The sequence below is a fragment of the Zoogloea sp. JDB1 genome (assembly GCF_056724025.1).
Genome location: NZ_CM161496.1, coordinates 770,025 through 783,176 on the forward strand (window position 1 = coordinate 770,025; position 13,152 = coordinate 783,176).

The window sequence follows — 13,152 nt, forward strand, 5'->3', positions numbered from 1 at the left end:
TCCGATACTCCCGCCCTGTCCGAACGCTCCTCGCGAGGAGTTCAAAGCTGCTCGCGAGGACCACCGGGATAGGGACCGACTGTCCGGGATAGGGTCCCGAGCAGCCCGGAGACAGTCCCGCCCTATCCCCCGCACCCAATCGAGGGCTTCCGGTACAGGACGGCCCCCCTCGGCGGGGCTCGCGAGTATCTCCGGGATAGTCGCGAGTACCCCGGCAGTGGTCGCGAGCCCATTCGAGCATGCCAGGCCCATGCGTAGTCATGGGTGTAGTCAAAAAAATGGCCGATCTGCACACAGATCGGCCATACGCACTGTCGGGAGGGATGAAGCCAGGGGTGAAGCTGAACTACGCTGGCTTCTGCCCCCTATCCAATCCGCCTTAAACCTGCGCCATGCCGCCATCGACAAACAGCTCGATGCCGTTGATGAAACTCGCGGAATCCGATGCCAGGAAGGCGACTGCCTTGCCGATTTCCTGGGGTTCCCCCAGGCGACCCAGCGGGACTTGCGCGGCCAGATAATCGAACAGGCCTTGACGGCTCGCGTCATCCACCAGCCCGCCAAGGCCGGGGGTGCGGATCGGGCCGGGGCTCACCACATTCACGCGGATCTGGCGATCCTTGAGATCCAGCGCCCAGGAGCGGACGAAGTTGCGGACGGCGGCCTTGCTGGCGCTATAGACACTGAAGTTGGCCGTACCTTTAACGGAGACAGTCGATGCGGTCAGGATGATCGAGCTGCCGTTGACCAACAGGGGAAGCGCTTTTTGCACCGTGAAAAGCACGCCGCGCACGTTGGTTCCAAAGATGCGATCGAAGTGTTCTTCGGTGATGGCGCCCAGCGGCATCATGTCGCCGCCCCCTGCGTTGGCGAACAGCACATCGAGATGGCCGGCTTCCCTGGCGATTTGCGCATAGACCCGGTCCAGATCGCTCAAGACCGACGCATCCGCCCGGATGCCGGTGGCCGCCGGGCCGATGGCGGCGACGGCTGCGTCCAGTTCGGTCTGGCGGCGGCCGGTGATGAACACCCGGGCGCCCTGGGCGACCAGTTCCTGTGCCGTGGCCAGCCCGATCCCCGTGGTGCCGCCGGTGACGAGAGCGATTTTTCCATTCAGTGACGTGTTCATGATTCATCCTTGAGTCAGTTCGTTGATCGAGATGCCTGCCGTCAGTGCCAGGTGCATGACGTGCAGCGCATGGGTTGAACTGTATGGCCCCGGGATTTGTTGATAAAGTGAGCAAATTCGAAAACATTATCCATGCTCATGGATAATTATTGAGAGGTGCTCAATGGACCAGTTGCTGGCGATTCGCGCTTTTGGCCGGGTGGTCGAGGCAGGCAATTTCACGCGGGCGGCCGATTCGCTCGACATGCCCAACGCGACGATCAGCAAGCTGGTGCAGGAACTGGAAGCCCATCTGGGTGTGAAGCTGCTGCAGCGCACGACCCGGCGCGTAACGGTGACCCCCGAGGGGCAGGACTATTACGAGAAGACCGCCAGGGTGCTGGCCGATCTCGAAGATATCGACACGAGCTTTGCGGTGGCGCGCAGCAAACCGCGGGGGCATTTACGGATCGATGTCGGCTCTTCAACCGCCAGCGACGTGCTGATTCCCGCGCTGCCGGAATTCCTGGCGCGTTATCCCGATATCCGGATCGACCTTGGGGTATCCGACCGCTCGGTCGATCTGATCAGCGATAGCGTCGATTGCGTCATCCGGGGCGGCGTACTTGCCGAGTCGTCCCTGGTCGCCAAAGCCATCGGCCATGCCGACATGGTGACCTGTGCGTCACCCGCCTACCTCAAGCGCTATGGCGTGCCGGCCTATCCCGAGGAGCTGAAGAACGGGCATCGCCTGATTGCCTATGTGTCCACCGCAACAGGCAGGGCCATGCCGTTTCGATTCGAACGCGACGGCGTGAAATCCGAGATCAAGACCGAGCACTGGGTCGGGATCAACGAGAGCAATGCCCATGTGGCCGCCGGCGAGGCCGGTCTGGGCATCATCCAGACCTTTGTCTACTGCACGCGACAGGCGCTGCAGCGTGGCGAACTGGTCGAAGTGTTGAAGGAATGGCGGCCTTCGAGGTTTCCCTTTCATGCGGTATATCCGCAGAACCGGCATCTGACGCATCGCCTCCGCGTATTCATCGACTGGCTCGCGGAAACATTTCCGGTGCAGCTGAACAAATAGCCATGGATGCTGGCGGCAGCCGGAATTTCTCGTTCCGGGCGGAAAGTCGATGAAGTTCTCAGGGAATTTGTCTGCCGGTTCAGCGTGGCACTGACCTTGCGGTGAGGCGGAAGGGTTTGATGTCGCTCACGGCAAATCGCATCTCAACAGACGCTCAGTGGCAGGCGCACCATGCAGCTCCAGTCGCAGCCAAGGTACTTTCTGAAATTCAGGTGGAGGTTGCGTGGTGGTCGGTAAGCCCCCGGCGATTCTTTCAATTACCCACAACAATTTTGATACCAATTTGCGCTCCCAGGACAATGTCGTTCAGCTTGGATAAGCCTCTCCAGATAACAGTGTTTTCTGGGGGAGGGTCATGAGCCCGGTCCAGGTAGCCGCCAAGCTTTGCCAGACACACGAGGTACTCTGACAGTGCGGGCTTGATGCGACCGTACCGCGGCATCAACTCATTGAGGATCCGCACTTCCAGTGGAGTGAACACGAGTTCGGGTATGCCATTCGGTGCCGAGCAGTTCATCATGGTCATCCAGAAGATTCGCCAGCTCAGGACGCACAGGGCTGCAATCAGGTTCACCAGCCTTTCTGCCGTTCGCAGCCTCGACTCTTCGACCTTGCAGCCGGACTTGAGGATCTTGTGAAAGACTTCGATTTTCCAACGTAGCGCGTACCAGTTCAGTTTCTCGATGGCGTCCTCCGAGGTAACAACGGGCAGGTCTGTCAGCAGCTTCCAGTCGATTCTGTCATGTTCGCTCGGTGGCGCCTTCTCTCGGGCGATTCACCCCCCTGCCTGTTCGAGCCTGAGGCACAAGTCCTCGTACCCCATCAATTTGAGCTGAGCTCTCGCGGCCGACGCGAACGGTTGATCCGGCGTGCTTAGCCTCTGCAACATGTCCAGCTGACTATCAGCTCGTAGGTGCGTGGATACGAATGCAGACGCTGCATTGCTCAGTTCTGCAGCGGTTTTGTTCTGCTCAACGAGCTCCACAATCTCCTGGACCAAACGCATGGTCCGTAGCCGCGCCGAGACTAGGCCGGGCAGGTCCAGCCCCAGCAGCTTGACAGTGCCGTTGACACGGGCTCGCTCGTACTCACCCAAGCAGAACCGGGTCGGCCCCATCTTTCCGGTTGCGGTGACCTCGATGAGCCTCACGTCTGCCAACTTGGCGGGATCCAGCAGCACGGGGAGCTCATCGTCAATGCAACGTTCATCCCATGTCGCACGCTTACTGTCTTGCATCAGCGGGAACCAAGCACCCTTGCCAACTACTTCATCAGTGGCGTCGTTACGATTGATCTGATTCGAGCGCTGAGCCGAAAGCCTAAAGTTGTCCCACGAGAAGGCGAGCCAAGGGTAGCCCTCGTCACTCTCGGCGTCGGTACGTTTGGCCTGCTTTTTCGGGCGGTAGTGGTCCACGTCCTTGAAAGACTGAACACAGTCGCTCTCGGAATACCAGCACTTGCCGTACGACATCTTGGCCAGGTAGCGAGCAAACCCGCGCCACACATGGGACTTCTTCTCGATGAACTCCGCACGCATCTCCGGCGTGAGAGCATCCAGCTTTGTCTGCGCGCGCTCAGCGACGCGCAGCACCTTCTCCGGAATCAGGGCCGGATCTCGGCGGACGTAAATCACTGCTTGGCCTCCGAGGTAGTCAGTTGCTTGATCAGTTCCTTCATCGCGCGCTGCCGCGCCTCCACATCGGCGGATGTCAGGGGCGGCCTGTCTGCGTAGCGCAGGTCGTGCCAAGCGCGCAGGAAGTCCTGGTACAGCGGCTCTCGGTCTTCATTCAGGAAGCCGAGTCGGGCAAGCTGATCATTCAGCGCAATGAGCCGGCGCTGTTGCACACTGTTGCGCTCAGCAAGTTGCACAAGCTCGTTACGCTCATCGACCAGACGCTGAGTATCAACATCCAAGCTCGTCGCCAATCCGAAAATCTCGGTCAGCGTGGCCGTAAAGCCCATCCCCTTCGGATCAGCGTAAGGGGGGAAAACGCTGATTCGGCCATCATCTTCAGTAGTCATCACCCGCACTTCATCGCGCGTCAAAGCTGAAATGGTCAGCGGATTGTGCGAAGTCAGAATGATGTGGCAGTTGTCTGCATCCGCAGCAGTACCAGTCCATCTTTCAATGAGTCGGAGGTAGCTGTGCTGCCAATGCGGGTTCAGGTGGGTATCCGGTTCATCGAGAAGGAACAGGACTCGCTTCCCACGCGCAATGCGCAGCAACCCCATCACCATAAGGAGTTGTCGCTCTCCATCGGACAGGTCTCCGTACTCGATGTCACCGCTCGCATCGTTCTCACGCGTAACCCAGACATTCAAGTCGCGAATTAGATCAGAGACGTCTAGGGCCTCCAACGCGTAGAAGAGATCTGCATCGTCACTGAAAGCCTCCTTCAGCAACTGGATGACGGATGAATCTTTCAGAAAAGTGGCGAACTGGGTTTCGTCCTTTCGCTTATCGCGATAGTCGTCGATGGGATCGCCAGTAAGTCCGAAAGGATGGAAGGCCAATGACTTCAGCAGGTGCGCAGTCCGTCCCGCCGGACCATCTGCACCCCAAAAATCCCCGGCATCTTCACGCTTTTTGTCTCGCCCGCCTTTGGCATACCAAGGTTCCCGAAACAGGGCAAGAGCTGAGTGAAAACCGGTGATGCGCACTACATCTTTGAGCAGGCTATTGGCTTCAGCATCGGGAAAAACAAACTGCGCCAGCAAGGCCATAACGCCGTGGACATGACGGCAATAGAACAGCCGCCTTGCCAACAGAGCTTGGTAGCAAGCGTCTTCATCGTTATTACGTGCAATGGCCTTGTAGTAATTGGTTTGATGCTTGTCGAATACGCTCTCCAGCCGATGCCCGCTGCCGGAGTAGTACCCCAAGATGAGATCGGGAAACCACTCGGCCTTATTTCGCTCAAATTCCGCTCTCGTCACAGCCTTGCCATCGATCTCTATGGCAGCTTCTCCCGGCATGTTGCTCAGAACCACGCAGGCCAGTTCTCCGGCCTTAGCCTTGCGTGGCTGAATGCGATAGGTGACCCGATACCTGAATCGCAGGTTGGCACTGCGCAAATCCACATGACTAAATACTGCTGTCAGGGCCTCAATGAAATTTGATTTTCCTGTCCCGTTCTGGCCAATCACCACCGTCGTCAGGCGACTCTCATCGAAATCCGCCGTCAGTTGCTTCAAATTTTTGAAGCCGTCGATATAGACTTTGTCAAGCCGCATCACCCAACTCCAGCACTGTCTTGCCATCGCGCAAATGGCCGTTCGCTACTTCCCATGCAAGTTGCTTATAGAAATCAGCCACCGGCAATTCTGATGCCTTGAACAAGACCTCGGCTGGTGCTATCCCGCCGATCAGTCGCAGATGTCGGGCCAGATAGGGCTGGCCCTGCACGTCGTCATCCTGGCGACTTTTGGTCATGGCGGCATTCTCCTTGGGCGCACGGACGGGTTGGCGCCCGGCGGTTGATTTGCGTGGGCGTGGCTGGGCAGCAGCCTTCTCTCTCTCTGTCGCGATCCGTTCCAGCAATACGCTAGCGGGTTCATCGTTGGGGTCTTGCGGCACCAACTGACCGCGAAAGGCTTTGGACAGCAGCAGCGGGGAAAGGCGTTGGGCCTGAGCGCGTGCAGCAATGTAGCGAGCTTCGATCCGGTCGGCGAGCTTGAACAGGGCTCCGACGCGGCGGACGATTTCCATTTGTTCCGTTAGGGACGGGAGACGAAGACGCAGCGCTCGAAGTTCCTCCGCATTGAGGTTATTGACTCCGCTGGTGGATTTCGCTGTGCGTTCTATGTACTGGCGTTGTGCTGGTGCAGACAAGCACAGTTGGATGAATGCCGGCAGCGCCTGCGCTGGGTCAACTCTCAAACGCATGAGATAACCAGCAAAGAGCAAACCCGATTCAGAGACCGTTACAAGACTGGTCTTGCCTACCAAGTTGACACTGCCGTTGGAGCGAATAACCAGTAAATCACCTTCACGCAAGGCTAGCTTGCTTATTTCCTTGCTGTCGAACTCCGCACGCTTCAGGTCGCCAATGTCTATGCGCCCTTGGTCAGCAATGTTTGGGATACGCAGGACACCCGTACCGACAGATGAGTAATCGCACTTCTTGGAAGTTCCGTAACGCAAATCAACGGTGATTGAGCCGATAGTGGTATCGGGCCAACTGGCTCCAGGGTTATCACCATCAGTCAGCGCCCCGGATGTTGCTGCTACCAGTACCGCGTGCCGAAACCGTTTGAGCAAGGCGGGAATGGCGTCGAGGCGATTGTTGCAGGCCTGAATACGGGCAAGAAGTTTGTTGAGTTGGTCGGCGATACAGGTTTGCTCCGGACTCGGTGCAACCGGTATCTCTAGCCCACGAATATCTTCCAGCCGAATACCTTTGACAGTCGTTCCTGTGCCCATGGCCTGAATCTGCGACTCTTTGGCCCGCCAAGCGTACTCGATATAGGTTTTATCGATCCCCTCATGCAGGAAAAGTGCCTTCAGATCCTGGTTAATTGCAACTGGAATCCGTGGTCTAGCGACCTTGCCCAGCGACATGCGGCTTGCAACTACTAGCGTATCGGCAGGAATAAGGCTGCTGGCACTAGACTCAAGCGCCTGCTCGGTAATGTGATCCTGGGTGTCCGTGATAAAACGTTCATGCATGTCCTTGACAGTCATGAACGGAATGGAACCTTGGAAATAACCGGGGTTTGCCTTACTCGGCGTACCTCCGCCGACGATGGCAGAGAGCAATTCCCCCAACGGCGCAGTTATCCAGCTATCTGGCAAATCACTCATCTTCGCCCCCCGTTAACAACACGCCTCGCCTCGCCAACCTTTCCCGTGCCTCCAACAGCGCCGCATGCAGGCGCTGCTCCAGTTCCGCCTTGGGCGGCAGCTCGGTCCAGTATTCGGCGACGGTGATGCCGTCCTTGTGCATTTGCAGCAGTTCCACCTGTTCGCGGCTGGATTCGGCGCAGAGGATGAGGCCGATGGGGGCTTCTTCGTCAGGCTGACGCTCGTGCTTGTCCAGCCATTTGAGATAAAGCTCCATCTGGCCCTTGTGGGCGGCCTTGAAGCGGCCGAGCTTGAGTTCGATAGCGACCAGCCGGCGCAGGCGGCGGTGGAAGAAGAGCAGGTCGAGGTAGAAGTCCTCGCCGTCGATGACCATGCGTTTCTGGCGCTCGACGAAGGCGAAGCCGCGGCCGAGTTCGAGGATGAAGGCTTCGAGCTGGCGCAGGATGGCGGTTTCCAGGTCGGCTTCGTCGTGCCCCTGACGCAGGCCGAGGAAATCAAGGAAGTACGGGTCCTTGAAGACCTGTGCGGGCGATGTGCCGGCAACGGATGAGGCGGTGGTCGCAACCAAGGCGTTGATCTCGGGAGCCTGGGCGCTGGCAATGACCCGACGCTCGAAGGCCTTGCGTTCGATCTGCTGGCGCAGTTCGCGCACGCTCCAGCGCTCCAGGCTTGCCTGTTCGGCGTAGTGCTGTCGGGCTTCGGCCGACTTGAGCGGTAAAAGAGCGACCACATGGCTCCAGCTCAATTGTCGTGACAGCGTCGCGACAATTGAGGCTTCGGCAAAAGCCTGGGCAAACTGCACCATGCGGCGCAGATTCTTGGCCTCGAAGCCGCGGCCGAATTCGCCGGCCAGACGCTCGCCGAGGCGGTCCATCAACTGGGCACCGTAGCGGGCACGTTCGCCGCCCAGCACTTCGGTTGCCAGACGCTGGCCGATGCGCCAGTAGAGCAGCGTGAGTTCTGCATTGACCGTAGCAGCCAGACGTTGACGGCTGGTGGCGATCAGGTCGCGCAGTTCGTCGTGCAGGGGTTCCAGCGGATGCGCCGGGGGCGATGCCTGCTCGTTCATGCTGGAACTCCGCTATCGCTTTCCTCATCGTCGGGCAGGAGGTCATCCAGCGCCAGGTCGGGGTCTTCACCCAGTTCGTCGAGCAGGGCACGCAATTCGGAGATGGCGGCATTCAGTTCGCGCAGGGCGAGCCGAGCGACCAGGGCGGGCTCGTCACGCTGGGCGTCGGCGGCTTCCGCGCTGTCGTCCTTGAGCCAGCTGATGTCCAGATTGTCGCCACGGGCGGCGATCTGTTCGCGGGAGAATTTGCGCCAGCGACCGGTTTCACCAGTATCCACACGGAGAGCCAGTGCCTCGGGGCCCCCCAACGGGTCGGCACCGAAAACGTCCTCAAACTTGTCGCGGAGAACTTCGGCGGGCGCGTCGGCCGGGGTGCGGAAGTAGTTGCGGCTGAAAGGTGTGCGCTTGCCGAACTGGGGCATGTTGGCGCGCATGTCGTAGACCCAGACTTCCTTGGTGTTGCCTTTGTCCGTTTCAGCACGGGTGAAGAACAGCACATTGGTCTTGACGCCCTGGGCGTAGAAGATGCCGGTGGGCAGGCGCAGGATGGTGTGCAGGTTGCACTTGTCCATCAGGTCACGGCGAATATCGGTGCCGATGTTGCTTTCAAACAGCACGTTGTCCGGCAGTACCACGGCTGCCCGACCGCCGGGCTTGAGGCCACGGTAGATGTGCTGCAGGAAGGCAAACTGTTTGTTGCTGGTGATGTGGGTGAGGTCACCACGGGTGGGCAGACCACCGCCTTTCTTGGTGCCGAAGGGCGGATTGGACAGGATCAGCGAGGCCGGCGGGAGCTCTTTGTAGTCGTCGCTGAGGGTGTCACCGTAGATCACGCCGCCTTCGATGCCGTGCAGGAGCATGTTCATCAGTGCCAGGCGGTGGGTGTCTTGCACCAGCTCCATGCCGTAGAAGGTGTCACGACGGTAATGGCGCTGCGCGGTGTCGTCGAGGCCATCGAAGTCATTGTGGCTGCGCAAGTAATTGTTTGCTGCAATCAGGAATCCGCATGTCCCGGCTGCCGGATCCTGAATCACGTCGGTGAGTTGCGGCTTCATCGTGGCGACGATGGCGTCAATCAGATGACGGGGCGTGAAGTACTGGCCGGCACCACTCTTCTTTTCGCCCGCGTTGCGCTCCAGCAGATCTTCATAGAGGTCGCCCAGGTCATCGCGGTCGACGCTGTACCAGTCCAGCGCGTCAATATCCGTCACCAGCTTGCTGAGGGTGGCAGGTTTGGTAATGAAGGTGTTGGCATTGGCGTACACCTCCTGCACCGCACCGCGGCCGTGCAGCCCGTAATCCAGCAGCATTTCCTTGTAGGTATCCAGACGCTCAGGGGCTGAAGCATTCAGCAGGTCGTCCCATCGGGTGCCGGGCTGTTCGACTGGCGCTTCATTCTTTTTGGGCCGCTTCCACACCTTTAGCCTGTCTTCCTGGCCCGTTTCCTTCATCATCTTCAGGAACAGGAGGTAAGTCAGCTCGCTGAGGTACTGGTGGTAGGTCACCCCATCGTCGCGCAGCACATGGCAGAGCGACCAGAGTTTTGCGCCAATGTCGATGGCGGCTGTACGGTTGGTCATGGTTGTTACGGTGTATCTCAGGCAGATTTGGGTTGGGTGGCCCAAAGCGCGTCATTGAATGCGGCCAGCACGGGCTGGAGCTGACCGTTGAAAATCTTGTCGAGGCGACTGAAACCACCGCCTTCGCGTTTGAAGATGAGGTCAGGGTCGTCCAGGGCGGCGCAGTCTACCAGCACATTGGCCTTGGTCTGGGCAGCGATGCGCTTGAGCCAGTCCCGCTGCGGTGTGGTCCAGGACAGACCACCGGGCGGCTGGGCCAGCAAGTGCTGCAGCGCGCGGTCGACACGCTCCCCATAGGGCAGCAAGGGGTCACCAATGGCGGCCTGGCGGATGTAGCCGACGATGCGGGCGGCGATGTCCTGGTTGGTGAGTTCGCGCCAGGCGGTGGCGAGACTGGTTTCAGTGAAGCCGGCGGCATCCAGCGCCAGCACCAGTTCACGCAACTGGGCGCGGGTCAGGTCTCGGGGGCGGGTGAGCACAGTGAGCAAAGCCGGGATTTCGTTGCCGTGGCTCTTGAGGTAATCGCCAAACTCGCGCAGGTAGTCTTCCGGCTTGTGCGCCTTGCCATAACCGCGCTCGGCACGCTCGAAACGGTCCGGGTGATCGGATACGTACAGGGTACGGGGCATACCGCCAGATTGACGGTCGAGCAGTTCGCCCAGGCCAGGGCGCTGGATGAACCAATTGGCCACGTCGGCCAGCGGCAGGGACTTCAACTGCTGGATGAAATCCTGGGGCGCCATGCCTGCCTTGGCTTCGAAAGCCTGCCGGTCCTGTGCCGAGAGGTGGCGTTTCTTGCGTTGCAGCTTAGCCAGAAACTGATCGCGGGCCAGAACAGTTGCCGCCTCATCCTGGAGGGTGGAGAGTTCTTTGGCCAATTGGGCAAAACCGATCTTGGGATTGGCGACCACCGGCTGCATGGCGGTCATCTCGCCCACGGCTTCAAAGATACGCACCGCGTCGAAGACGCGGAAGGACTCCTTGTCCTCAGCGCCGCCGAAATCGCACAGCCGGGTGGCGCGGCCAAGCATTTGGTCGAACAGGATGCGGCTGCTCACCTGCCGCAGGAAGACCAGATTGCAAATTTCAGGCACGTCCACTCCAGTGGTCAGCAGGTCCACGGTGACGGCAACATTGGGCAGGCGCTCGTTCTTGTAGCGGCGGATCAGCTGCAGGGGCTTGTCAGCAGCGCCGGTGATCTTGATCACGGCGTCGTCATCGACGCTACCGTATTGCTTTTCGAAGGCGTGTTTGAGGAGGTCAACCACCAGATCAGCGTGACTGTCGCTGACGCAAAAGATCAGTGTCTTGCGGCGTGATGCCGGGTCCAGCTCCTCGGCCAGGTAATCGCAAACGACTTCATTGAAGGCACGGGTGATGACCTTGCGGTTGAAATCCTCAACCTTGAGTTTGATTTCGTCGGGTGTCTTGAAGAGCTCGATCTGCTGGCGGCCGGTGTCGTAAACCTTGACCGGTTCGCCAACCCGCCAGGTCATCCCTTGCGTAGACAGCTCGGTGTGGATTTGCACCGGCGGTTCGTAATCGACCAGATAGCCGTCGATCACCGCTTCGCGGTAGCTGTAAGTGTAGGCCGGTGCACCAAAAATCTGCGTGGTATGCAGCGCTGGAGTGGCCGTAAGGCCGATCTTGACTGCATCGAAATAGTCGAGAATGCGCCGGTATTTGGAGATGTAGTCTTCGTAACCGCGGAAACTCAGCTCAGTTTCCGACAACTCACGATCCAGCAGATAGCCACGATGGCATTCATCGACGACGATGCAGTCGTATTGATCGATGGGGGGCGGCGCGACATCTTCCGCCGTGTACAGAACACGCTGGACCATGCCCTGCACGGTGGCGATATGTACAGCGGTATCGTCGTCCGGGTGTGGATGCTCCAGTTCCTTAATGCCAAATATGTCAGCGAAGGTCTGCAGCTTTTCCATTCGCGTGTCCTTGAACGCATTGGCCGCCTGTTCCCCAAGGGCGGAACGATCAACCAGAAATAGGATGCGACGGAAACGCTGAGCCTTGAGCAGGCGATAGATGAGCGCGATGCAGGTTTTGGTCTTGCCGGTGCCGGTGGCCATGGCCAGCAGAATGGCGTGCTGGCCGTCAGCGATAGCCGCCTCCGCAGCACGGATGGCGTTCTCCTGATAGGGACGCAAGGGAAAACCGTAGTCGAAGGCAGTTCGATCGAGTTCGGCATGCGCACGGGCACTATCTTGCTGCAGCAGGGCCTTGAGGCCTTCGGGCGTATACCAGCCGTCCAAGGCGTGGCTCAGGTTGTTCGGCCGGCGCAGGTCACAGAACCAGACGCCGCTCTGTTGCGCCAACTGGCGAAGATAGGGGCGACCATTGGATGAAAAGGAAAACGGCACGCGAAAAGTACCGTCGGCGCCATAGTTGGTGGGCGGCAGCTCGGTTTCGGACGACGGTTTGAAACCGCGGCTGTAGCGCTTGGCCTGCTGAAGGGCAGCGGAAACGTCGAGGTGTTTGCGCTTGGCTTCAACGACCGCGACCGGCTGCAATCCAATGAACAGCACGTAGTCTGCCGGCCCAGTTTCGGTTGGCCACTCGGCGATCGCCATATTCTGGCCGCGTTGCGGCCGCGCACCCCTGCTAAAGGTCAGACGGGTTGAATCCGCAGTCCAGCCGGCAACAGCAAGCTGTTCGTCAATGATCTTGCGGGTATCGGCTTCGCTCAATTTGAGCGTGATCGCCGCGTTGTTGGCTGCCTCAACCAGTCGCGCCACCGCTTGCGGCGGCTGCGCACTGGCCTGCGCCTGCATCGCCTCGAGACGTTGCACCAGTTCATGTTTGGCTGTCTCTGCCTCGACCGCCATCGCTTCCCAGATGGCGCTCTCTTCCTCGGTCCGCTGCACACGCGCCTGCGTTGCCGCCAGCGCCAATGTCGCATCCTGGTGGGCGGCCCGGAACGCATCGAGCTCCCGCTGCAGGGCCTCAAGCTCACTCTTGAGCTCGGAGCTTTCATCAGCCGGTGGCGACGGCGGAATAAAGGGGCCGGACTTGAACCCAGGATCCTTGAACGTTCGGTGAAACCAAACACCCAATTGCCAGGCCAGGCGCATCGCCATTAGGGCAGTACGATGGTCTCCTCCCAGATTGTGATTTGCATCGTTGCCAGCTTTACGAATCTCGTGGAAGAGCCCGCCGACTTCACGGGGCAGAATTCCATGGTCTTGCAGGCGGCGCAGCAGATCAATCTGCCTTTCATCCGCTGAAGTGAATATGCCGACCCGGGAAGCCAGCGACTGGGACATGCCCTCCGCGAGTTGGCGAAGTTTCAGGAGACAGGTATTCGGGTCATCGGCGAAGTAGCGCTCGGCTAGCAAGCCCAATCTCTCAAGCTGCTCGTCGTGCGCCTTGAGCTGCGAAAAATTGCTTTGACGGCCAAGACTGGTCATGAATGCCCTCTATCTGAACTCGCGCCAGACATCCAAGGCAATGCCATGAAGGTCCACGCAGCCTCCATCTACT

The 13,152-nt window shown here is 59.3% G+C and carries 9 protein-coding genes; 1 reads left to right on the forward strand and 8 read right to left on the reverse strand.

Annotated features, from left to right (window positions below):
- Positions 1-379: 379 nt before the first annotated feature.
- Positions 380-1,129 carry an SDR family NAD(P)-dependent oxidoreductase gene (locus AC1PPK_RS03370; RefSeq protein ID WP_481116442.1) on the reverse strand — a complete coding sequence of 250 codons (750 nt, stop codon included), beginning with the start codon at positions 1,127-1,129 and terminating at the stop codon, positions 380-382.
- A 163-nt stretch (positions 1,130-1,292) separates the two neighbouring features.
- On the opposite strand from AC1PPK_RS03370, the gene AC1PPK_RS03375 reads away from it, so the two are divergent.
- Positions 1,293-2,198, forward strand: a complete 906-nt coding sequence (locus AC1PPK_RS03375) for a LysR family transcriptional regulator (protein WP_481116443.1) — start codon at positions 1,293-1,295, stop codon at positions 2,196-2,198.
- Positions 2,199-2,451: 253 nt separating this feature from the next.
- On the opposite strand, the gene AC1PPK_RS03380 is transcribed toward AC1PPK_RS03375, so the two are convergent.
- From AC1PPK_RS03380 to hsdR, 7 genes are read right to left on the reverse strand one after another with little or no spacing between them, the layout of a single operon-like run.
- A complete protein-coding gene (locus AC1PPK_RS03380; RefSeq protein ID WP_481118179.1) occupies positions 2,452-2,973 on the reverse strand; it encodes an IS4 family transposase in 522 nt (173 codons plus the stop codon).
- Positions 2,974-3,831: an HNH endonuclease family protein gene (locus AC1PPK_RS03385; protein WP_481116444.1), complete on the reverse strand. Its 858-nt coding sequence runs from the start codon at positions 3,829-3,831 to the stop codon at positions 2,974-2,976. It abuts the gene before it with no gap.
- A complete protein-coding gene (locus tag AC1PPK_RS03390; RefSeq protein WP_481116445.1) occupies positions 3,828-5,432 on the reverse strand; it encodes an AAA family ATPase in 1,605 nt (534 codons plus the stop codon). Before AC1PPK_RS03390 ends, AC1PPK_RS03385 begins: the two co-directional genes overlap by 4 nt.
- Positions 5,422-7,002, reverse strand: coding sequence for a restriction endonuclease subunit S (locus AC1PPK_RS03395; RefSeq protein ID WP_481116446.1), 1,581 nt, complete (start codon positions 7,000-7,002; stop codon positions 5,422-5,424). The genes AC1PPK_RS03390 and AC1PPK_RS03395 overlap by 11 nt, the downstream gene beginning before the upstream one ends.
- Positions 6,995-8,071 (reverse strand): PDDEXK nuclease domain-containing protein, encoded by a 1,077-nt coding sequence (locus tag AC1PPK_RS03400; protein ID WP_481116447.1) that lies wholly within the window; start codon positions 8,069-8,071, stop codon positions 6,995-6,997. The genes AC1PPK_RS03395 and AC1PPK_RS03400 overlap by 8 nt, the downstream gene beginning before the upstream one ends.
- On the reverse strand, positions 8,068-9,651 hold the full coding sequence (locus tag AC1PPK_RS03405; RefSeq protein ID WP_481116448.1) for a class I SAM-dependent DNA methyltransferase: 1,584 nt from the start codon (positions 9,649-9,651) through the stop codon (positions 8,068-8,070). Before AC1PPK_RS03405 ends, AC1PPK_RS03400 begins: the two co-directional genes overlap by 4 nt.
- A 17-nt stretch (positions 9,652-9,668) precedes the next feature.
- Positions 9,669-13,079, reverse strand: coding sequence for a type I restriction-modification system endonuclease (hsdR, locus tag AC1PPK_RS03410; protein WP_481116449.1), 3,411 nt, complete (start codon positions 13,077-13,079; stop codon positions 9,669-9,671).
- Between the last annotated feature and the right edge of the window lie 73 nt (positions 13,080-13,152).